General features: G+C 48.1%; 17 protein-coding genes. 6 read left to right on the top strand and 11 right to left on the bottom strand.

Going from position 1 to position 21,798, the window contains the following annotated elements:
• Positions 1–10: 10 nt before the first annotated feature.
• The 5 genes from A4R26_RS16685 to A4R26_RS16665 all read right to left on the bottom strand — a co-directional run bounded on the left by A4R26_RS16685 (position 11) and on the right by A4R26_RS16665 (position 7,165).
• On the bottom strand, positions 11–1,936 hold the full coding sequence (locus tag A4R26_RS16685) for a RagB/SusD family nutrient uptake outer membrane protein (protein WP_081165159.1): 1,926 nt from the start codon (positions 1,934–1,936) through the stop codon (positions 11–13).
• 25 nt (positions 1,937–1,961) lie between these two features.
• Positions 1,962–5,264: a SusC/RagA family TonB-linked outer membrane protein gene (locus tag A4R26_RS16680; protein ID WP_081165155.1), complete on the bottom strand. Its 3,303-nt coding sequence runs from the start codon at positions 5,262–5,264 to the stop codon at positions 1,962–1,964.
• A 492-nt stretch (positions 5,265–5,756) separates the two neighbouring features.
• Complete coding sequence (locus A4R26_RS16675; protein WP_081165151.1) at positions 5,757–6,065, bottom strand: DUF3817 domain-containing protein; 309 nt, start codon at positions 6,063–6,065, stop codon at positions 5,757–5,759.
• 2 nt (positions 6,066–6,067) lie between these two features.
• Positions 6,068–6,520, bottom strand: a complete 453-nt coding sequence (locus A4R26_RS16670; protein ID WP_081165326.1) for a hypothetical protein — start codon at positions 6,518–6,520, stop codon at positions 6,068–6,070.
• 54 nt (positions 6,521–6,574) lie between these two features.
• A complete protein-coding gene (locus A4R26_RS16665) occupies positions 6,575–7,165 on the bottom strand; it encodes a TetR/AcrR family transcriptional regulator (protein WP_081165147.1) in 591 nt (196 codons plus the stop codon).
• Between the two features lie 118 nt (positions 7,166–7,283).
• On the opposite strand from A4R26_RS16665, the gene A4R26_RS16660 reads away from it, so the two are divergent.
• Complete coding sequence (locus A4R26_RS16660; protein WP_081165143.1) at positions 7,284–7,646, top strand: VOC family protein; 363 nt, start codon at positions 7,284–7,286, stop codon at positions 7,644–7,646.
• A 19-nt stretch (positions 7,647–7,665) separates the two neighbouring features.
• Here the strand turns inward: A4R26_RS16660 and A4R26_RS16655 are convergent, their stop codons facing one another.
• The 3 genes from A4R26_RS16655 to A4R26_RS16645 form a co-directional block, all read right to left on the bottom strand.
• Positions 7,666–8,070, bottom strand: a complete 405-nt coding sequence (locus tag A4R26_RS16655) for a nucleoside deaminase (protein ID WP_081165140.1) — start codon at positions 8,068–8,070, stop codon at positions 7,666–7,668.
• 82 nt (positions 8,071–8,152) lie between these two features.
• Complete coding sequence (locus A4R26_RS16650) at positions 8,153–10,249, bottom strand: IPT/TIG domain-containing protein (RefSeq protein ID WP_081165135.1); 2,097 nt, start codon at positions 10,247–10,249, stop codon at positions 8,153–8,155.
• Between the two features lie 184 nt (positions 10,250–10,433).
• Positions 10,434–11,549, bottom strand: a complete 1,116-nt coding sequence (locus A4R26_RS16645) for a Gfo/Idh/MocA family protein (protein WP_081165131.1) — start codon at positions 11,547–11,549, stop codon at positions 10,434–10,436.
• Positions 11,550–11,841: 292 nt separating this feature from the next.
• Between A4R26_RS16645 and A4R26_RS16640 the strand changes: the two genes are divergently transcribed.
• Positions 11,842–14,511, top strand: coding sequence for a DUF5916 domain-containing protein (locus tag A4R26_RS16640; protein ID WP_081165127.1), 2,670 nt, complete (start codon positions 11,842–11,844; stop codon positions 14,509–14,511).
• A gap of 208 nt (positions 14,512–14,719) precedes the next feature.
• On the opposite strand, the gene A4R26_RS16635 is transcribed toward A4R26_RS16640, so the two are convergent.
• The 3 genes from A4R26_RS16635 to serA form a co-directional block, all read right to left on the bottom strand.
• Positions 14,720–15,220, bottom strand: a complete 501-nt coding sequence (locus tag A4R26_RS16635; protein ID WP_081165122.1) for a DinB family protein — start codon at positions 15,218–15,220, stop codon at positions 14,720–14,722.
• A 324-nt stretch (positions 15,221–15,544) separates the two neighbouring features.
• Complete coding sequence (locus A4R26_RS16630; protein ID WP_081165322.1) at positions 15,545–15,961, bottom strand: DoxX family protein; 417 nt, start codon at positions 15,959–15,961, stop codon at positions 15,545–15,547.
• Positions 15,962–16,214: 253 nt separating this feature from the next.
• A complete protein-coding gene (gene serA, locus A4R26_RS16625; RefSeq protein WP_081165119.1) occupies positions 16,215–17,453 on the bottom strand; it encodes a phosphoglycerate dehydrogenase in 1,239 nt (412 codons plus the stop codon).
• A 159-nt stretch (positions 17,454–17,612) separates the two neighbouring features.
• On the opposite strand from serA, the gene A4R26_RS16620 reads away from it, so the two are divergent.
• The 4 genes from A4R26_RS16620 to A4R26_RS16605 all read left to right on the top strand — a co-directional run bounded on the left by A4R26_RS16620 (position 17,613) and on the right by A4R26_RS16605 (position 21,743).
• Complete coding sequence (locus A4R26_RS16620; protein WP_133054710.1) at positions 17,613–18,881, top strand: serine hydrolase domain-containing protein; 1,269 nt, start codon at positions 17,613–17,615, stop codon at positions 18,879–18,881.
• Positions 18,882–18,893: 12 nt separating this feature from the next.
• Positions 18,894–20,405 carry an NAD(P)H-hydrate dehydratase gene (locus tag A4R26_RS16615; protein ID WP_081165109.1) on the top strand — a complete coding sequence of 504 codons (1,512 nt, stop codon included), beginning with the start codon at positions 18,894–18,896 and terminating at the stop codon, positions 20,403–20,405.
• A 54-nt stretch (positions 20,406–20,459) separates the two neighbouring features.
• Positions 20,460–21,062 (top strand): hypothetical protein, encoded by a 603-nt coding sequence (locus tag A4R26_RS16610; protein ID WP_133054709.1) that lies wholly within the window; start codon positions 20,460–20,462, stop codon positions 21,060–21,062.
• A 96-nt stretch (positions 21,063–21,158) separates the two neighbouring features.
• Positions 21,159–21,743 (top strand): PhnA domain-containing protein, encoded by a 585-nt coding sequence (locus tag A4R26_RS16605; RefSeq protein ID WP_081165100.1) that lies wholly within the window; start codon positions 21,159–21,161, stop codon positions 21,741–21,743.
• Positions 21,744–21,798: the final 55 nt, after the last annotated feature.

Here is a 21,798-nt window from a genome sequence, read left to right as displayed (position 1 = left end):
ACAAGCATTGTTACCATCCCGGGTTTTGGCCATCCCAGCCTTCGTTACCCAAATACCGCATACTGATCTCGGAGTAAGGGAACGGCACATAGTAATATTTAACCGGGAATGTTCTTGAGCCATAGGAAACAAGGCTCCAGTTCAGGAACGGGTTGGTTGGTTTTGGCGTAACGCCGTTCGTTGATGCGGTTACGGTAAAGCCACGGAAAGCCTGGTTCAACACAAGATGCGCGGTTAACCAGCGGTGCAGATCGTTATACCTGTGATCTTCAAACGCCAGCTCTACCGAGCGCTCGTTCTGGATAGCGGTTCTGAACGCAGCCTGGTCCGGCACCATAGCGGCATCTTTATCGGGCATACCCGCTCTTTGCCTGATGAGGTTTAAATACTGGAACGCTTCGGCTGAGGGACCGGCAAATTCATTCAACGCTTCCGCATAGCTTAAGTAAAATTCAGCCAGCCGGAAAACGGGCCATGCAAAGTGGTTATCGTTGTTGTTATCAACACGCGCAACGAACTTTGAGCATTCAACGGCGCTGCCTGTGCCATCGCCTGCATTGGTATCGTCAACCAGCGCGCCTTTTGCATAGGTACCGTCTGCTGCCGCTTTATAATATGGCAAAAATGCTTTACCGCTATTATACCACTGACCGGCGTATGCAAGGGATGAATAAGCCCGGGGATCGAGGTTCAGCCCTTCGAAGTAAGCTTTGAAATCGGTTCCCGAAGCAGCTGCCGTCCATTGGGTGCCATCTCTTTTCTCATACATTTGCAGGAATTCAACAGGCACATTATTTTTTGCCCCCCAACCCATCTGCCGCACTTTTGAGAAGTTGTACCGGCCCCAGTCGGCCCAGCCATTACGGTTAGGATCGTTCTGGTTATAGGTGTTCACCAGGATCATTTCAGGGTTGCCATAGGCGCCGGTTGTTCCGAATACGTTGTTGCAAACCGCTTCGTAGTCGCCCAAACCGGCATAGTTATCTGTTTTTACAGTTGTAGCCGGTTTCCCGGTATTGTATAGATACACCCCGCCGGCAGCTGCGGCATCGATCACCGCTTTGGCGGCATCGGCCGCTCTTTTCCAGCGGTCTTTACTATAGGAAGGGTAACACAACACGGCATCTCTTTCGTCATTGAAACGCGCGCCGGCCACAGCCGCTTTCATATTGTCAGGCGTATTATACAGGGGGCTTGCTGCATACAACAGGATCCTTGCTTTCAATGCCAGCGCGGCCACACTGGTAATTTTGCCATAGTCGTTCGTTGGCCTTACAGCAGGTAACATAGCGGCAGCCAAATCGCACCATTCAACCAGCGTATCTACTACCGCCTGTACGGAAGAGCGCGGTATAAGGATCCTGCCCTCCCCTGCAAGTACATCCGATACGATGGGGATGCCGCCATACAAACGAAATGCGCTATAGTGCGCCATTGCGCGGCAAAACAGGGCCTGCCCCTTTACATCGGTTTTCCATTCATCGGGCGCATCGGTTACCTTATCGATATTCTTCAGTACGAGATTTGCTTTCCTGATCGATTTATACCATGATGAGAATGCAGTACCGCCGGTATTGCCACGTTGGGTAATGGGCCCTCTGTCGATACTGTACGTGGGCGCCATACCACCGGCTATATAATACTGGTAGTTTAAATTACCTGCAACCCAGGCGGCGCCGGGAAGCAGCAGGTGCACCTGGTCGGTAAGTACATCTTCGCGGCTATCGGCGGAATTGTTCATGGTAAAACCGGTGGGCATACACCAGCCATACATATCCGCAACTGCATACTGCGCCTGCCGTTGTGTGTGAAAGATGGTATCAACGGTTACATCTCCGCCTTTGGGTTTTTCGAGGAACTCCTTTTTACAACCTGTGATGGTGCCGGCCGTAACGATCACGGCCAGGAGCAAAAAAGGAATGTATATTCGTTTCATTGTTTTTTCTTTTTCGGTTCAACAATTAAAATCCAACATTGATACCTGCGTTGTAGGTGCGGGTAAGCGGGTAACCCATAAAGCCCATATTTTCGGGATCGCCCCAGATGCTGTTTTTGCTCCATGTATGCAGGTTGAAACCATTGGCATACACGCGAACATGGCCAAGGCCCGCTTTACTCAGCAAGCCGCGCCGGAAGGTGTAACCCACCTCCACGTTCTTCAAACGCACGTAAGAAGTATTTAAATTGAAGAAAGTGTTTTGATATGCCTGGCGGTTATAGGCCGCAATGGGGAAGCTGATCTTTTCGCCGGCAGCATAACGTTCAGGGGTAAACCGCGCCCAGTCAACCTCAAACAACGCCTCTGTTGTTCCGTTGAAATGCAGGTTGGTGCCGGGCATGGGATTGGCCGCTACGCCGGCAGCGCCCTGGAACAAGACCGACAGATCGAAGCCTTTATAATTAAACCCGAACGAGATGCCATACGTAACCCGGGGAATGCCGGTATATCCCGATCTTTTATAATCACGGTTATCGATAACGCCATCGTAGTTGATATCGGTTATTTTGATATCGCCGGGCTGCAGGGGCACATTACCGAAAGAAAGGTCTTTCTGGTAAACATTTTGTCCGCCCGCATTTTTATATGCTTTTCCATCGGGGCCCTGCGCTAATACAGGTTTTGATAAAATGGGATCGTTATTGGCGTCTACTTCATATAATTCGGCCCATGAAGTATACAAACCATTTGCCTGTAAATAATTGCCCTGCCCTATTGGCCGGCCGGTCAAAGACTGGTATTCAAGCCCGGGAACAATTGCCTCATCACGGAAAATGATCTTGTTGTGGTTATTGGCGATATTTCCTTTTATCCAGAAATTGAAGTTCCTTCCTGCTTTATCGCGGTAAGTGATCTCAAATTCGTTCCCCCGGTTATCTACTTTACCTAAATTATAAGAAGGCAGGGTGGCCGCCACAATGCCGGGCACGGTGCCTTTTTTGGAAAGGATATCTTTTCTGCGTTCATAAAAGTGATCGAAAACAATGTTGATCTTATCTTTCCATAAACTGGCTTCAAAACCGATATTCGCTTTTTGCGCGGTTTCCCAGGTAACATTGTTATTACCTAACCTGCTTTCATAGGCTGCCTGTACGTTGTTACGGTTAGAACCATACTGACCGAAGTAATATCCGTTCATGACCGCCCCGCTGTAGGCCCAAACATCAGGCAGGTACAGGTACCGTTCGCCACCCACTTTATCGTTACCCACCTTACCCAGCGAACCTCTTACTTTCAGGAAAGTAACATAATCGTTCTGTGGCCAGAAATCTTCTTTGGTTGCCACCCAGCCCAGCGAATATGCGGGGAAGAAAGCGAACCTTTTTTCTTCGGGAAAGTTTTCAGAACCGTTATACCCCATGTTGAATTCGGCAAGGTATTTACCCTTGTACGCATAGGTAACACGGGTAACAAGCGTTTGGTAAGCATGCGGCAGGCTGAACTGCAGGCCCGGATCAAATTTCTTGCTGAGGTTGGCCATGGCCAAACCGGTAAATGCATGATCGCCGAAAGTACGGTTATAGTTGAATGCCAATTCTGCATACCACAAACGCCATTTACCCGAATACCAGTTTGCCCACCGTTGAGAGGGCGCTTCATTGTTCATTTGCACCCAGATGGGGTTCAACTTATCGCCATTGGGATTTGGCCGTACCGTATAATATACCGGGAACGACTTACCGCCCGATGTACTGGAGAAATAACTGTCATACGTACCTCTTGCGGTTACCGAAAGCCCTTTGGTAATGAAATCGAGCTTATGTGTAAAACGAAGACCCGAGTTAAGGGTACTGTTGTTATTGATATTATAATCATTACGCATTGCCAGGCTGTACAACGGGTTGAACTGTTCAGGCGTTTTACCCCAGATGAAGGTGAACCGGCCATCGATATAACCCGGGGAGCCCATGGGGTTGGTCCACATCAGGTTCTTTTCATAGTTATACCCGTCATTGTTCATTCCCGAGATCTGAACGAACTGGGTTCCGAGGTCAACGGAGATCTTGAAATTTTCATTTACTTCAAAATCAAAGTTGCCCCTGAAGTTATACCGGTCCTTCCTGTAGTCCATCTCTTTGGAGAAAGGCATATAGTCTGTTCTGAACAAACCGCGCTGGGTTAAATAACCGGCCGAGAGAAAATATTTCATTCCTTTTGTACCACCGGTTACGTTCACATTCGCCTGCGTTTGCGGTGCGCGCTTTTTATAAAGCTGCGACTGCCAGTCCTGGTCGGGGTGGAAATAAGGATCATAATAAGGATTGGGTGAGCCGTCGGACAATGCAGGCGTATGGGCGTTTTGAAAATAAGTAAGGTCTTCATCGCTCCAGGCAGGCACATATCCTGTTTGTCTTTTTTCTACGAATTTCGCCCAGCCATCATCCCTGCCCATTACATCGGCATCATTCGCATGTTGCTGCCAGTAGGTTTGAAACACCTGTTCATTGCGCAGGGTAGCATATTGATAAGAATTCACATAATCGGGCATGCGGGTGAACTGGTTGGCGGCGCTTTGAACGGTGGCGCTTACTTTCGGCGTTCCTTCTTTACCACGTTTTGTATTGATCATGATAACCCCGTTTGCACCCCGCACCCCGAATACGGCGGTGGCGGAAGCATCTTTGAGGATACTGATATTCTCCACTTCATTGGGATCTATGTCGTTGTAGGAATCTCTCACTACCCCGTCGACCATGATCAATGGCGAGGTTTCAGAAGCATAAGTGCCTATACCCCTGATGTACAGGGTTGATGCATCGGCGCCGGGTTTACCGGTGCTTTGCAGTGAGATCAAACCCGGTAAACGCCCGGCCAGCGCATTACTGATATTGGCCACCGGGGATTGTACAATTTCTTTGGCTGAAATGCTGCTGATGGCGGCCGTTACGGAAGCCTTTTTTTGCTGGCCATAAGCCACTACAATTACATCCTCTAATTTTTCGCCATCGTTTTTCCGGAGGGCAATACTGAAAACCGACTTGTTGCCGATCTCCATTTCCTGAACACCATAACCTAAACTGGTTATTGTCAATTTTTTGTAGGCAGCATCGATAGTGAGAGAGAAATTACCATCTTCGTCAGTGACCGTACCAATGGTATTGCTTCCGGTGGTTTTGGCAGCCGCCACGGAAGCTCCTGAAACGGGCGCCCCTTTATCGTCTTTGACGGTACCGCTGATCTTTCTTGTTTGGGCTATACTTTCATGTTGAACTACAAGGGCCAGAATGAATAGTAGCAGCCTGCACAAAAGTTGTCTTTTGCTCATGGGAGTCGCAGTGTTGTTTTGGTTATAAATGAAATTTGTAAGCAGTAAAATTTCGCTATATCATGATCGGGAGAAAAGCATACGCGCTATATAGGCGGCCGGATGATCCCGCGCCCGCGCGGGGAATAGATAATATTGACAAGCATATCGCAATGGGGTTTTGATAAAGGCAATCGTTCGTTAAACAACTGCAATTTTGGAATACATACAGACTTGTCCAAAATATGGGGTACTACAAAACCTCTACAGTTTTAAAAACGAAAATTGAATTTCAATAACTTATAAAATCCGAGTGGGAAAATGTACTACGTCGGTGCTACGTCATGGCGCCAAAAACAACCGATACCCGGGGAGCGTACCATGGAAGCCCGGTTTTTTAGCCAATAGCAGAGAAAGGAAATTAGTGCAATGGAAAAAAATGACAAACCGTTATATGTACTACATGTATGCCGGTCATTAGCCGGCATACATGTAATGAACCGGTCATGATCGTTAATGCTTATACTTACTTAAGATCTTCTTATCGATATAAAAAGTGCCGAATGGAATGAAGCAGGCAAGCAATACCTTCCAGGTTGTTTTCCTGAATTCCCATTGCTGCTCAACCCCAACACTTAACGTATTGAGAATAAAAAGCAGGAACAGGGCGCCGTGAATGGGGCCCAGCAGTTTGGTAAACGTGGGATCATTCGATCCATACTTTAAGGGAACCGCTACAAATACCAGTAAAAGCAGGGACAAGCCTTCCAGCCAGCCGAGAATACGTAACCGCCCGATCTTTGTTTTTAATAATGACTGCATAACTATCTTAAATAAGGTCTGTTTGCAAATGGGGAGAATGGCCAGGGTATGGCAATAAAAATTATGGCCAGCGCAAGGGAGTACCATAAAAGCATTGTCCTGAACTTTTCTTTATCGGTCTTTTTTCTTTTTGCCATGGCCGAGCCGATGGTAACGATAACAATAGCCACCAGCATCAGCGTACTGTGTATGACGCCAAAGAATAAATACGCAAAGCCTTCCCTGGCGCCGTATTTTAAAAAGTATTTGATGAACGGGCTTTGAAAATACAACACCATGCCAATCATCAATTGCAGATGGGCAATGGTTGCCGTTATGTGACGGATGGCGTTATCGCTTTTTGTGAATGCTGCATTGGAGAAATATCCCCGCAGTGCTTTGGATACGGCAATGATCAAACTTATTAAAACAAACCATCTAAAAAAGGAATGTAAATAAATAAGGGACTTGTACATGGATACAAAGCTATAACAAAACATACTAAGTAGTATGTTTTTTGAGAAAAAAAATTATTGCAGCGAATGCAGGTAATCTTTCAGTTGTTTTAACCAGGTAAGGTATACCGACTTGCTATTGTTCAGCCGGCCTACATTTCGTATGCCCCAGTACCCCGACATAATAAATACCGCCACCTGTTCAGGCTTTACATCGGCCCGTATGCTGCCGGCTTTTTTGCCATTCTTTATACATTGCACAATGGCATTCTTCCATTCTTCCGACAGTTCGTTCAACGCCTTGGTGAAGTCGCTGTGCCAGGGCGCCATTTCCTGTGTAAAGTTGGAGGCCGGGCAGCCGTGTTCCACTTTCATGAACTCATTCTTCATGAGAATGCTGTACATCATGTCATAAATTATTTTTACCGGGTCGCCTGATGCATTCAGTGGGTTCATGAACGTATTGGCAAATGAAGGTTTCAGCAACTCATTAATGATCGCCAGGCCCATTTCATCTTTGGTTTTGAAATGATAATAGAACGCGCCTTTTGTTACCTGGGTGGTGGCGAGTATATCGTCGATACTCGTGGTTTGATAGCCTTTTTCGTAGATCAGTTCGAACGACTTTTGCAAAATGCTCAATCGCGTTGCTTCAGACTTTTTCATAAGAGATACTAACCGGTATTTTTTTACAAAGTAAATCACTCTGTGGTATTTCAACAAATGTTCATGCAGGCTAATGGCTATTGCCCCTATCTTTGGTTAACTAAAATACGATTACACCATGAACTTCACCAAACTGGTTCCAAGCATCTTTTATGCAGATATCAAAAGCGGGCTAAAGATCTTTATAGATTGTCTTGAGTTTACCATGGGCCACCAGGAGTTACAAACCGCCAATCCTTTTTGTTTAGTGGAAAAAAACGGGTTGCGGATCTACCTCTTTCAAAATAAGGAGTTAGCCGGTCAGTTTCACCCTGAATTCAGGCTGGAGACAAACGACATTGAAGAAGTTTATAATAAGGTATCGTCAAAGTTCCCTGAGTTACTGCATCCCAATCTTAGCAAAGTAACCTTACGGCCCTGGGGCGCCAAAGAGTTTGCGCTTATCGATGAGCAGTTAGGGATCATTGTTCAGCAATGGTAATTGCCGGTATGTTTATTAACTACTGAGAAGTGAGGCGAACAGTGGGCGGCGGCCCCCATAAACCCAGCGCCGTTGTGGTAAGCACGTTAAAAGGCGCCCTGGTACCGCCCGCTTCACCGGAAAGTTTTGCAAACACCACCTCGCCGATCTTATAATGCCTTATTGCATACGAACAAAGGATGCAGGGTTCAACATTACTATATAATACCGCTCCCCTGAGATCCTGCCCTTTGTTTACTGCATCGAGTATGGCCACCATTTCGGCATGCCTGGTAATGTCTTTCAACTGACGGCTTTTTTCGTATCCCTCCCCTATGACCAGGCCGTCTTTTACGACAATACTGCCAACCGGGCTTTCACCTTCTGCAGCGGCCTTTTCAGCAAGGGCAAAACATTTTTCCATGAATTGTTGATGCGCATTCATGAACGCAAAGTTGAATGATTTTTCACAATTACCCGGTAATAAAAAAGCCCCCGTTGCGCAGGGGCCTTTTATCTCCTATAGCCTACTGTATAATAAATTGCAGGGCCTTCCTTTCGCCTTTGTGCATAATGATCATAGTATATACGCCTGAAGTAAGAGCACTTATCCTGTCGCTAATGGGTTTTGCTACATTTGATAATGCATCTTTAACGCGGGCAATTGTTTGTCCGGCCGCATTGGTCAGCTGCACCCCGATCACTTCACCGGGTTGTATGCCGCCGCCGATCGCTGTGATATTCACCGGCTCGCCCCGTTTAACCGGGTTGGGATATACCTGCCATGTGGCGCTCTCCTGCGCTGCATTCAGGCGAACCGTTTTAACCGGACTGTAAGAAAACTTTCCATCGAGATCAACCTGTTTTATGCGATAATAATAAGTTCCTTCAGTAAAGATGTTTTTATCGGTGAGCGTGTACGTATTTACGGTATTCGATTGTCCTGCCGCCTGCACAGTGCCAATGGTTTTGTATTGTTCGTTCGCTGAGCTTCGCTGTATCTCGAAATGAGAAGTATTGACTTCTTCCGTGGTAGACCAGCTTATTTTCACTTCTTTCTTTTGTATCACCTGGGCGTCGACCGACAACCAGTATAAAGGCAGGGCTACCGGATCGGTTGTAAATATCCAGGCGGCACCGACGCTGAAGGCATCGTAATGGCCGCCCATAATAGCCGTAGAACCATCGGCACTCACTGCAACGGACCTTCCCTGATAGGCAGCCGTCGTATTTCCGTAACCATTCAGCCGCGACCCTGCCTGTGCCCAGTTACCGCCGCTGCGTTTAAACACCCACATGCCGCCGCCAATGACATTTGCATCCTGCCAGCCGCCAACCAGGGCGGTATTACCGTCGGCGCTCAGACTTACACTGTAACCCTGTTGCGGGTTGCTTAAACCGGTGATGGTGCCCACAAGTTTACCGCCTTGCTGTGCCCATACGCCTGCGCTGCGGGTGAACACCCAGGCGGCGCCTTTGTTGTTATTGTCGCTATAGCCACCTATCAACGCGGTATTGCCATCGGCGCTTAATGCCACAGCCGATCCCTGCGCCACATTGCCGGCTACATACCCGGCGCCTGTAAGTTTTGCTCCCTGTTGCGTCCAAACGCCAGCGGCCCGGGTAAATACCCAGGCGGCGCCGATAGCGGTGCCATAGGCCCAGCCATCCATATAACCACCCGTCAAAATTGTATTACCATCACCGCTGATGGCCACGCTATAACCCTGTCCGGCGGTATTCATTACAGCGCCGGTACCAAACAGTTTACTGCCCTGTTGTGTCCAAACCCCGGCATTGCGGGTAAATACCCAGGTGCCGCCCTGGTTGCCGCCACTCTGATAACCGCCTACAACGGCGGTATTGCCATCGGCACTCAATGCCACGCTACAGCCCTGCCAGGAGGTAGCGCCGCCGCCGGTGCCAACCAGTTTGCTGCCCTGCTGCGACCATACGCCAGCGTTGCGGTTAAACACCCACGTGGCGCCCATGCCGCTGTTGTCTTCCACACCGCCCATCAACACGGTATTACCGTCGGCACTTATTGCAACACTATAACCCTGCTTCGCGGCGCCGGTAGCGCCGGTGCCTGCCAATTTTGCTTCCTGCGCCCACACGGTACCGGTGCGTGTAAAGATCCAGGCAGCACCCTGATTGCTGTTATCTGAAGGAGCACCCACTATTGCCGTATTGCCATCGGCACTGATACTTACGCTGTGCCCCTGCTGGCCATTGCCCACATTACCGGCACCTACCAGTTTGTTGTTCTGTTGGGTAAACGTAGAACCGCTTGCCTGCAGCGTAAAAGGATCGCCGGCTGTGGCCGTTCCATCGGCATTGCCAACAACAACACTTCCGGCGGTTGCGCCGGGCATAACGATAGCTACCAGCGTAGTGCCGTCGTTTGAAACAGGAACGGCATTTACGCCGCCGATAGTGAGTGTTTGTAAATTGCTGAAATTTGAACCGGTGATCGTTACCGGTGTTCCTACCGTACCGGTAGTTGGTGTAAAGTTAGTGATAGCCGGCACCTGCGCCTGCAAACGCTGCCAACCGGTAGAAAATAATAAAACGACAAACGTTATCCCGGTTACAACCGGGAGGGAACGGGTTACTTGTTTCATGAACTACAGAAGGTTTGGGTTTAACAGGATAATTTTATTTATCCGGTTTCACAATAGTTTGAACGGGGCGTAAAACTATTGTGTTCCCCATTTCCCTTCCCTTACCGGGTGGTGAACGCCCGATAATTGAATGCCAACTGCCAGATTTTGTATGTGTCGTGGAGCCTGTTACCTCCCTGGCAACTCACTTCAAAACAACTTTCTTCCCCGTCTTAACCGCCTCATAAATAGCGTCGATGATCTTCAGATCACGCACGCCCTCTTCGCCGTCTACCGGCACAATGGGTTGTTTGCCGTCGAGGATGATACCCGCCATTTCATCCATCTGCACCGTCTGGTGCGTCATATGCGGCTGGGTGAGTTCGCCTTTATTCGTTTTCCCTTTAATGGGCCCGTAACCGGTGGCCGGCTGCAGTTCGGCATACCCTTTACTGCCATTGAGGAAAAAGCGATCGAGGTTATTCATATTATACGTAGATAAACAGCTTGCCACCGCACCGCTGGGAAAACCCATTTGGAACTGGATGGTTTCATCAACGCCGGGTTTGAATTTTTCGGGATTGGTCTTTGTTTCCTGCGCCGTAACCCAAACCGGTTCTTCGCCCACCATATAACGCGCACCATTAATTGAGTAAATGCCAATATCCATCATGGCGCCGCCGCCAGCCAGCGCTTTATTCAACCGCCATTGATTGGGGTCGCCGGCAACGAAGCCGCTGAGGCCCTGGAAGAACATGATCTTTCCCAGTTCGCCATCCTTCCGCATGCGAATGATCTCGAGCGTTTTTGGTTCGAAATGCATCCTGTACCCTACCAGCAGTTTTACATTCGCTTTCTTGCAGGCGGCAACCATTTCCTGTCCTTCCTTTGCATTGATGGCCATGGGCTTTTCGCAAATGACATGTTTACCCGCCTTTGCCGCCCTGATAGAAAAATCCTTATGCAGCGAGTTGGGCGTTATTACATATACCACATCTATATCGGGATTGTCTTTTATGCTATCGAAATTCTGGTAATTGTAACAGTTCTTTTCAGGAATACCGTATTTCTGCTGCCAGGCGGTGATCTTGGAAGGCGTGCCGCTAACAATACCGGTTAACCGTGCGCGTTTGCAGTCTTTCATGGCTTCCGCCACGCGGGTGCCATAACTACCTAAACCCAAAATGGCCACCCGCAGGGGCGGTCCGTCATATGTTTCCTTATCCCTGTTTCCATGTAGGAGGCTGGCATCAGCAGGTATCAGCGGGAAAGCAATTACGGAAGCGGCCAGCTGTTGCAAAAAGTTTCGACGCGAACTCATAATGGCAAGTTTTAAATAAATATAAAGACTAATTAGCTAATGTGCTAATTAGCTAATGTGCTAATTAGCTAATGTGCTAATTGAATGTGATAATTTGATATGTGATAATTCGATAATGGGATAATTAGATAATAGTCAATATCCTGTAATTAGCCCGAAGGCCGCGCAAAAGCATTAGCTAATCAGCACATCAGCACATTGGTTAATTATTCTTCCAACCGCTCGTTTTTCTAAAATTACCGCTGTTATACTTTAACTAGAAAAGATCTATACAAATCAGTAGCATTGGTTTATGAACCGGAGCATTCTGCTTGTGCTATGCTGTTTTGCACTTTCCACAACCGCCATGAGTAATTTCGCCGATACAACGGTTGTACGACGATCCTATACCACCCGGCATCTGCAGGCGCCTGTAACGTTAGACGGTATCCCAAACGAAGAAGCATGGAACGCTGTACCCTGGGGCGGTGATTTTATTCAATGGAAACCCAACGAAGGCAAGGCGCCCGCACAACCTACCCGGTTCAAGATCCTGTACGACGAAAAATACCTCTACGTCGCCTATCATTGCATCGATCAGCATCCCGACTCCATTGTAAGACGAATGGAACGCCGCGACCAGTTCCCCGGCGACTGGGTTGAAATAAATATCGACAGCTATCACGACCTGCGCACCGCATTTTCCTTCACCCTGTCGGTATCGGGCGTACGGGGTGATGAATTTGTTTCTAACGACGGTAACAACTGGGACGTGAACTGGAACCCCATCTGGTTCGCCAAAACACATATCGATGAAACCGGGTGGACGGCCGAAGTAAAGATCCCGTTCAGCCAGCTCCGTTATGGAAATGAAGCCGACAAAACCTGGGGCATACAGGTAACGCGCCGTATTTTCAGAAAAGATGAAATGAGCACCTGGCAATATATTCCCCAAAACTCGGGTGTTTGGGTGAGCCGCTTTGGGGAACTGAAGGGGCTTGCAAATATCCCCCTCCACCGCCAGATTGAGATAGCGCCTTATGCAACCCTGCAGGCAGATAAATATAAAAAAGTGAATGGCAACCCTTTTGCCAAAGGGTTCGATACCAAATTAACGGGCGGGCTCGATGGCAAGTTTGCCGTTACCAACGATCTTATTCTCGACTTCACCGTAAATCCCGATTTCGGGCAGGTGGAAGCCGACCCCTCGCAGGTACGGATAGATGGTTTTCAGAACTTCTTTGAAGAACGCCGCCCGTTCTTTATGGAAAGCCGCAACATTTTCGATTACCAGCTTACCGGTTCGGAAGCCGGCGGCGATTATGATTCCGACCTGCTTTTCTATTCCCGGCGGATCGGCAGTTCACCCCATGGTTACCCCACCCTCGGCAGCAATGAATATGTGAAAATGCCGCTCAATACATCTATTCTCGGCGCAGCCAAGTTCAGCGGCAAAACCCGCAAAGGCTGGAGCATAGGAATTCTCGAAAGCATTACCCAAAAGGAAATGGCCACCATCGATAACAATGGCGAGACAAGAAAAGAACTGGTAGAACCGCTCACCAGTTATTTTGTTGGCCGCCTGCAAAAAGACATCAATGGCGGCAAAACGATCTTCGGCGGCATCTTTACCGCGGTAAACCGCGACAACGGACTGCCCGACCTGCACCGCAGCGCTTATTCGGGCGGGCTCGATTTCTTTCATACCTGGAAGAACCGCGTATGGTACATTCGCGGTAACCTGGTGTTCAGCCAGGTACAGGGCAGTAAACAGGCCATTTTCAAAACCCAGACCGCATTTGAACACCTGTTCCAGCGAATCAATGCCAGCGAGGTATCGGTTGACAGTAACCGCACCGCATTGACCGGTACCGGCGGTACCTTCCGCTTCGGTAAGGTAGGCGGCAGATCGGGCCCGCATGGCCGGTTGTTCAAGTTCGAAACCGGTGTTACGCTTCGTTCTCCTGAACTGGAGCTGAATGATATCGGCTTTATGCTTACCTCCAATGAGATCAACCATTTTACCTGGGCCGGTTTGCACTGGCCAAAATCGTTCCTGATCTTTCGCCAGGCGCGGTTGAACTACAACCACTGGTCGCGGTGGGATTACAGCGGCAAATACATTTACCAGGCATTCAACTTCAACTCACACGCCACTTTTAATAATAACTGGCAAACGGGTACCGGCACAACATGGGCCGTGTTCGGTATTTCAAACAATGCATTACGCGGCGCCGGCGCCATTCGCCGCCTGCCGGGGATCTCACATGACGCTTATGTTACCAGCGACATCAGGAAAAAGCTGTACGTGAATTTCAACATCAATAATTTCTGGGGGTTTCAGCACACCATGAGGAACAGCACCACGGAACTGGGGTTGTATTTTCAGCCCATCAATGCCATGCGCATCAGCCTGAGCGCAAACTACACGTACACCTGGCGCAAACAAGACCAGTTCGTAAGCAATGTTAGCGTTGGCAATACCATGCGTACCATTGTGGGCGAAGTAAAGCAGCATACTTTACGTTTCATAGGCCGCATGAGCTATAACATTACCCCCGACCTTACCCTGCAATACTATGGACAACCATATATTTCGCGGCCGCTCTACGATCATTTTGCCTATGTGACCGACCCGATGGCCAAAAAACTACATGACCGTTTTCATGTGTTCGCCAATGGAGAGATCAATGAAGTGAATGGGAAATACCATGTTGATGAACAGGGAGATGGCATTGTAGATTACACCTTTAACAAACCCGATTTCAATTTCGTGCAGTTCAGATCGAACTTTGTGGTACGCTGGGAATATAAACCCGGTTCCGAAATATATCTCGTATGGTCGCAAAGCAATACCCCCGATGCCTCGGCCGACCTCAGGAATGATGTTGCCATTCCGAAGAGTTTGTTCGATAATGCATTCGATAACCAGGCCGCGCGGAACATTTTTTTGGTGAAGATGACTTACCGGTTTTTGAAATGAAAAACAGAGAAATCAGCAAGGGAAATACAAATATCGAATATTGAATCCCGACGAAGCGCGCCTTGCCGGGTCTGACGACGCTGACGAGTATCAGACTCCGTCAGAGATGCCGACCGAAAGCGTCGGCATTTTCAATATCGAATGTTGAAGAGAAAACAGCAACTGCTCCTGTGTTTCGGCTTTGGGCTTTCAGCTTCAGGCTTTCGGCTTAAAAATGCCTTTCATCAGCCGATGGCCCATAAATAGACGGAATAGCGATCCCCTTCATGCGCATATAAACAGTGAGCTGCCCGCGGTGATGGATCAGGTGATTGACCATTTGTTCCAGCTGCGATAATTTGGACGAGCTGTACAGGACGTTGCCGCTGTTCTTCAAACTGAAGGTTTCCTGAAGCGCTTCATCCTGCACACCCGACAATGCATTTCTGGCGCGCTGTACGTTATCATCAAAACGTGTCAACACTTCCTCAGCATTAGCAGGTGCGAACTTTTCATCAGTGGCAAAATCGAGATAGGGTTGCTCGATGAGCACTGCGATCCACCTGGGGATATCAGCTACCAGTAAAGTGAGATAGCCCATTTCCATTGAGGTTTCATGAGGTTTGAACTTATATACTTCCATAGGTATGCGTTCAAGACATTTACGGGTGGCCGTTACTTCAGCTTCCAGTTCCTTCATATAGGTATTGCCAATGGTGATCGGGCTCATGGTATGCTATTTACCCGTTCTGCTGAAAAAGATGTGCCAGAGAAAGCCGAACGCAAAACGCAGAAGGCTGAAGGCAGAACGCTTAACGCGAATACAATCCATGTGCGGCCTTCCATATATTTTGCATACCCGCGAACCTTCGGAAATTAAGGCCCTTCGCCGGTTCGTAATAAACCTTGAGCCTTATGCCTTCAGCCTTACGCCTTAAGCCTTAAGCCTTCAGCCTTCAGCCTTGAGCCTTGAGCCTTGCCTTCAGCCTTATGCCTTCAGCCTTATGCCTTCAGCCTTATGCCTTACGCCTTCAGCCTTGAGCCTTCAGCTTTTTTAAGCAATAGCTCCGTTAAACGCTACAGCTTGCTGATTACCAGCGCGGGCGGCCAGCATTTTCTTTCTTTTTTGATAGAACACATAAGAAGCGGTAAGCAGTGCCAGCGGTAACAGGTTAAACATCCAGTCGGGTTTACCGATCATGAAGATGCTGTAGGTTGCGCCGATAAGATCAAAAGCAAAACCTGCATACGCCCACTCTTTCAACCGGGGAAAACCTGGGGTAAGAAGGGCTACCACACCCAGGAACTTGGCCACGCCAATGAATGGAATAAAATAAACGGGATAGCCTAACTCTTCGTGCATACCTTTTACAGCAAGCGGATGGTTCATAATATCGGGAATAGAAGAACCTAACATCAGGAAAGCTAAAAGCCCTGTAAACACCCAGTAGAAAATATTTGTCTTTTTCATAAAAAACAGTTTAAGCGTTGATGATTTGTTTTTGTTGTTTGTTGAAACAAAACTAGGATCAAATAACAGCTTCAACGGGGTGTGTAAGGGACAATTTAAGGGGTGGTTTGCGACATAAGTTGAAAAGGTGATAGAGTTGATAAAGTTGATAAAGGCCTTTGCTACGCCTTCCTTTATGAACTCTATCAACTCTATCAACTAAAACGGGGCGCCCCTTTAGGAACGCCCCGTATAATATTATACGAGATGCCTGTTAATATAACAATCTAACCTTAATCGTATCCTTCACCTCTTTCAACAACTGCACAGCCGTATTGGAGATCTTTCTGTCGAGGTCAAGCACCACGTACCCGATCTCATCATTTGTTTTCAGGTACTGGCCCAGGATGTTGATCTTGTTATTTGCCAATGTGGTATTGATAGCCGATAACACACCGGGCACATTGCGATGAACATGCAGAATGCGGTGGGCGCCTTCCTGCGGCGGCAGGCTTAATGGCGGCACCGTGTGCGAACCGATGCTTACGCCCATTTCGAGGTACTGGAACAATTTATTGCTCACATCTTCCCCGATGTTCTGCTGCGCTTCTTCCGTTGAACCACCGATGTGCGGGGTAAGGATCACATTGGGCAAACCCTGTAATGGCGTAGTAAATTTATCACCGTTCTTTTCGGGCTCCCAGGGATAAACGTCAACCGCCGCACCGCTCATAGCGCCTTCCTGCAGGGCTTTCGCCAGTGCATCGAGGTCAACCACTTCACCGCGGGCATAATTTATAAGAATAGAACCCTTTTTAAAATTCTTTATCACGTTCTTGTTGATCAGGTTCTTCGTACTGGCAGTTTCGGGCACATGCAGCGTAACGATATCGGCCTCGCTTACAAGGTCTTTCAGCGATTTCTTGGCAACAGCATTGCCTAACGGCAGTTTGGTAATGGTGTCATAGAAGATCACATGCATACCCAACGCTTCGGCCAGCACGCTTACCTGTGTGCCGATATTTCCATACCCCACAATACCCAGCGTTTTGCCACGCATTTCATAACTCCCTTTCGCGTCTTTCAGCCATGTACCTTCATGAGCGGCCTTGTTCTTGTCAATAATGCGCCTGATCAGCAGGATCGACAACCCTATTACCAGCTCTGCTACCGAACGGGTATTGGAATACGGCGCATTGAACACCGCAACACCCTGTTGTTTAGCATATTTAAGATCAACCTGGTTTACACCAATACAAAAACAACCGATTGCCTGTAATTTCTTAGCAGCGTCCAGTACACGCGAAGTGATCTGCGTTTTGGATCTGATACCCAGCAAATGTACGTCCTTCACTTCACGGATCAGGTCTTCTTCACTTAATGCCCCCGTTATCTTTTTAACGGACGTGTAACCATTGTCTTTAAAAAATTTAACAGCCTTGTCACTGATGTTCTCAAGTAGAAGAATGTTTATCTTTTCCTTGGGATAACTCGTAATTTGTTTGTCGGTCATAATGAATCCTACTGCTTTTACGTTATCTTAGTTAAAAGATTGCAAATATAGTTCATAGTTGCAGAAAGTTAGGCATGAAAAATGCATGCATGGGCCTGTAACTGGTGAGTTTTAACTATTTTCGCAAATTACGGAAACCATAAAAACTAGATAGTCCTGGTGAAAAACATAGTCAGGTTATTGCTAACATTACTGATATTGCAGAGTTGTGCGCGCGTTAACAATAAGAAGGTTACCTCAGGCCCATTGAACGAAGGTGATACCTCAACAGCGCCGGCAGCTTTAACGCCCGACGAATTGAACTATTACAGGAGAATGGTAGATAACCACCTGGACTCAACCCTGGGCCGCACCCGCTTCAATGGCAGTGTGCTCGTGGCAAAAAACGGACAAATAGTTTTCGAAGAATACAATGGCTACATCGACCCCCGCACCAAACGCGACTCCATTACGTCCTCCACTCCTTTTCATCTTGCCTCTGTATCAAAGACATTCACCGGAATGGCCATTCTGAGATTGTGGGAAGAAGGCAAACTCAATATCGACGATCCCGTACAAAAATATTTACCCGGTTTTCCGCTGGAAGGCGTTACGATCCGGCTTTTGCTCAATCATCGCAGCGGCATTCCCAAGTATGATCATTACATGGGCGAAATGGGCTGGGACAAACACAAAATGGTTTCCAACCAGGATGTGCTGGATTTTCTTATTGCCAACTACAAAAAAATACCTATTGCCCAACCCAATCGCGGCTTTAGCTATTCCAATACCAATTATGCTTTGCTGGCGCTCATCATCGAAAGCGTGAGCGGGGTCACCTACCCGGTCTATATGAAAAAGACGTTCTTCGATCCGCTTGGAATGAAGGACAGTTATGTGTTCACGCTTGCCGATACAGCCCGTTATACGCCTTCGTTCTATTACAATAACCGCGAATACCGGTTCGAATTCCTCGATGCGGTGTATGGCGATAAAAATATTTACAGCACGGTGCGCGACCTGTTGAAATGGGACCAGGCCCTGCAAAAAGATACTTTCTTTAAAAAGTCTACCCTCGAACAGGCTTATGCCGGCTACAGTTTTGAAAAACCGGGCACCCACAATTACGGGCTTGGCTGGCGCATGTACCTGCTGAAAAATGGCAAAAAACTCGTTTATCATAATGGCTGGTGGCATGGCAACCGCACTTCTTTTTACCGCATGACCGATGAGAACGCCACCATCATCGCACTTTGCAACAACGACTGCCGCTACGTTTACAAGGTTAAGGAGCTGGCCGACATCTTTGGCGATTATATGCAGACCAATAACCGCTACGATGACGATGATCCTGCGCAGCCTGTTGCCCGTGCCGAAAAGCCAAAACGTAAATCTCATTCAACCGCCAGAAAGAAAACCACTCACCGCCGGTCAACTGCCAGAAAGTAGTTAATTTTCAGGATGCAAATTTTTGCTACCGAACAGATCAGGGCCTGGGACGAATACACCATTCGTCATGAGCCAATTTCTTCTGCAGACCTTATGGAGCGCGCCGCCACGGCCTGCTACGATTGGTTATTACAGAATAATTATAAGGGCCGCTCCTTTACCATTTTTTGCGGCAAAGGCAATAATGGCGGCGACGGGCTGGTAATTGCCCGCCTGCTGGCCCAAACCAATCACACGGTAACCGTATGTATCATTGAGTTCGGCCACAAGGGCACCGAAGATTTCCAGGTAAATCTCGCCCGCCTGCATTCCACTACCGCTGCCATCAGGTTCATTCCGGCTGAAGAGAACCTGCACCCCATTCCCGCCGCCGATGTAGTTATTGACGCCCTGTTGGGTTCGGGCATTAACCGCCCGGCCGACGGACTTACCGCCAGCCTCATACAACATATTAATAATAGTGGCAATGAAGTGATCGCCATCGACATCCCCAGCGGGTTGTTCGTTGATCACAGCTCCCGCGGCAATGTGGTGGTTAAAGCCCATAAAACGCTTAGCTTTCAATGTTTTAAACCGGCATTTCTGATGCCCGAGAATGCTGAAAGCATTGGCCGGGTGCAGCTGCTCGATATCGGGTTACACCCTGATTTCCTGAAAATTCAGGATTCGCCCTTCGAACTTATTGACCGGGCCATGGTGAGCCAGATGGTACAATCGCGCAACCCCTTCTCGCATAAGGGCGATTACGGCCATGCCGCCATCGTTGCCGGCAGTTACGGAATGATGGGCGCGGCCGTATTATGCGCCCGGGCCTGTTTGCGCAGCGGCGTGGGCAAACTGACCTGCCATGTTCCGGCATCGGGTTATAACATAATGCAGATCTCGGTTCCCGAGGCCATGTGCAAAACCGGCGAAAACGCCAATTCCGCCGGCGCCGGCGAAACGCATGTATCGCCGGAAATGGACAAATACGATGTTATTGGTATTGGTCCCGGTTTGGGCGCCCATGCCGGTAACAGCCGCCTGTTGTATTCGGTTTTTGAGCAGAACCGCCGGCCGATGGTCATCGATGCCGACGGGTTGAATACCGTTGCCGGTGATAAAACGCTTTTGGGTAAGATCCCGCCACAATCGATCCTCACCCCGCATCCCAAAGAGTTTGAACGGCTGTTTGGCAAAACCGCCAACGATTACGACCGCATACAAACCGCCTTGCAGAAAGCGGCTGAATATAATCTATACCTGGTTTTAAAAGGCAGGTATACATTTATTGCGTCACCCGATGGCAAGGGCTATTTTAACAGCTCCGGCAATGCCGGTATGGCTTCCGGTGGCACCGGCGATGTGCTTACCGGCATTATTACCGGTTTACTGGCCCAAAAGTATCCGCCGCAGCAGGCGGCCATTGCGGGCGTGTTCCTCCACGGCCTGTCGGGCGACCTGGCGGCCGCTTATACCTCCCAGCCATCGCTTATAGCCTCCGACCTGGTAGATTTTCTGGGCCAGGCATACCAGGCACTATAATAAATCGGCTGATTTTCAGTTTATATTATAATCCGTTGTTCTATCCGTTATCGTATGAAACCAGTACCGATGAATTACTTTATTCTAGTACCCTTCATTATTGCCTTATTGGCATTTTGTATCTTTTTCTCCAGGGCCATTCTATTTACCGGTTTAAGAAGACTGAAGCGGTTTACCCTCATTATGTTGTGCGCATTTGGCGCTTTAATCGTATTATATTTTATAAAATATATCAGTGAAACCCGATTGATACCCACAGGGCTCATTGATATCAGTTATGAAGCAAACAACAGGATCGTAAAACTGATCGGGATGGCCGCTTTTGTAGCCATTGCCTTCTATAAAATAAATAAAGAAAAGAACAACTGGTGGCTGACGGCGGTATGGGCGGTAATTGTTGCGCTCAATGCAGCAGAGGTTACCTGGCTGGCCTACCTCTATGTAAACTACCAGGTACCTGAACTGGCGGCCGATACGCCCGCCGTTATAAGAGAGATCGTAGCCCATACCACAAACCCACAGCATTATATAATCAATATGATCTATCCCTGTTGCTGGATACTGATAAGCGCATTGTGCCTGGCAAAGATCAGGAAGGAAAAAAGGAAACTGGTGTTGCATACGTACCCGTCGTACAGTAAAATGTCATCCTTGTAAAATCACTTTACCTGTTCATTTGTTACCGGTTACCCGGGCACTGCAAACGTCATAATAAAAAACAGTACCTTCGCCGCCGTTTTACAATACCCTTATATGAAACTGGAAGAACAATTAAAACAACGCAGCGGCAACCAATGTGAATTATGCAAATCAACTGGTGCATTAAAGATCTATGATGTAACGCCGCAACCCTTTGGCGATGCCAGTGACAGCCTTTTGATCTGTGATACCTGCCGGGCGCAGATAGATAAAAAAGCCGAACTCGATGCCAAACACTGGAGCCTATTATCAGCAACCATGTGGAGCGAAATACCGGGCATACAGGTAGTGTCGTGGCGAATGCTTAACCGCCTGAAACAGGAAAGCTGGGCCAGTGACAACCTCGATATGATGTACCTCGATGATGACCGGCTGGCCTGGGCCAAAGCCAGCGGCGACCATGAGAACGATGCAGCCGTTGAACTGCACAAAGACAGCAACGGCAACCTGCTCCAAAACGGCGATACGGTGGTGCTTACCAAATCGCTCGATGTAAAAGGCTCAACACTCAATGCCAAAATGGGCACAGTTGTAAGAAATATCAGGCTGGTTGAAGATAATACCGAACAGATAGAAGGGAGAATTGAGGGGCAGATGATAGTGATTCTTACTAAGTATGTTAGAAAGCAGAATGGTTAAACAGGAGAAATGAAGAATGAAAAAGGAATACAGAAATACAAAATGTTGAATATCG

It is taken from the genome of Niastella populi, assembly GCF_002078015.1.
Lineage (GTDB): Bacteria > Bacteroidota > Bacteroidia > Chitinophagales > Chitinophagaceae > Niastella > Niastella populi.
The sequence above is the reverse complement of the archived record's forward strand: the minus strand, read 5'-3'. Positions and strand labels throughout refer to the sequence as shown.

Bases quoted from the DNA above. Each gene is read 5' to 3' on its own strand.
- A4R26_RS16685 (WP_081165159.1), bottom strand. From the start codon at position 1,936: ATGAAACGAATATACATTCCTTTTTTGCTCCTGGCCGTGATCGTTACG.
- A4R26_RS16680 (WP_081165155.1), bottom strand. From the start codon at position 5,264: ATGAGCAAAAGACAACTTTTGTGCAGGCTGCTACTATTCATTCTGGCC.
- A4R26_RS16675 (WP_081165151.1), bottom strand. From the start codon at position 6,065: ATGCAGTCATTATTAAAAACAAAGATCGGGCGGTTACGTATTCTCGGC.
- A4R26_RS16670 (WP_081165326.1), bottom strand. From the start codon at position 6,520: ATGTACAAGTCCCTTATTTATTTACATTCCTTTTTTAGATGGTTTGTT.
- A4R26_RS16665 (WP_081165147.1), bottom strand. From the start codon at position 7,165: ATGAAAAAGTCTGAAGCAACGCGATTGAGCATTTTGCAAAAGTCGTTC.
- A4R26_RS16660 (WP_081165143.1), top strand. From the start codon at position 7,284: ATGAACTTCACCAAACTGGTTCCAAGCATCTTTTATGCAGATATCAAA.
- A4R26_RS16655 (WP_081165140.1), bottom strand. From the start codon at position 8,070: ATGAATGCGCATCAACAATTCATGGAAAAATGTTTTGCCCTTGCTGAA.
- A4R26_RS16650 (WP_081165135.1), bottom strand. From the start codon at position 10,249: ATGAAACAAGTAACCCGTTCCCTCCCGGTTGTAACCGGGATAACGTTT.
- A4R26_RS16645 (WP_081165131.1), bottom strand. From the start codon at position 11,549: ATGAGTTCGCGTCGAAACTTTTTGCAACAGCTGGCCGCTTCCGTAATT.
- A4R26_RS16640 (WP_081165127.1), top strand. From the start codon at position 11,842: ATGAACCGGAGCATTCTGCTTGTGCTATGCTGTTTTGCACTTTCCACA.
- A4R26_RS16635 (WP_081165122.1), bottom strand. From the start codon at position 15,220: ATGAGCCCGATCACCATTGGCAATACCTATATGAAGGAACTGGAAGCT.
- A4R26_RS16630 (WP_081165322.1), bottom strand. From the start codon at position 15,961: ATGAAAAAGACAAATATTTTCTACTGGGTGTTTACAGGGCTTTTAGCT.
- serA (WP_081165119.1), bottom strand. From the start codon at position 17,453: ATGACCGACAAACAAATTACGAGTTATCCCAAGGAAAAGATAAACATT.
- A4R26_RS16615 (WP_081165109.1), top strand. From the start codon at position 18,894: ATGCAAATTTTTGCTACCGAACAGATCAGGGCCTGGGACGAATACACC.
- A4R26_RS16610 (WP_133054709.1), top strand. From the start codon at position 20,460: ATGAAACCAGTACCGATGAATTACTTTATTCTAGTACCCTTCATTATT.
- A4R26_RS16605 (WP_081165100.1), top strand. From the start codon at position 21,159: ATGAAACTGGAAGAACAATTAAAACAACGCAGCGGCAACCAATGTGAA.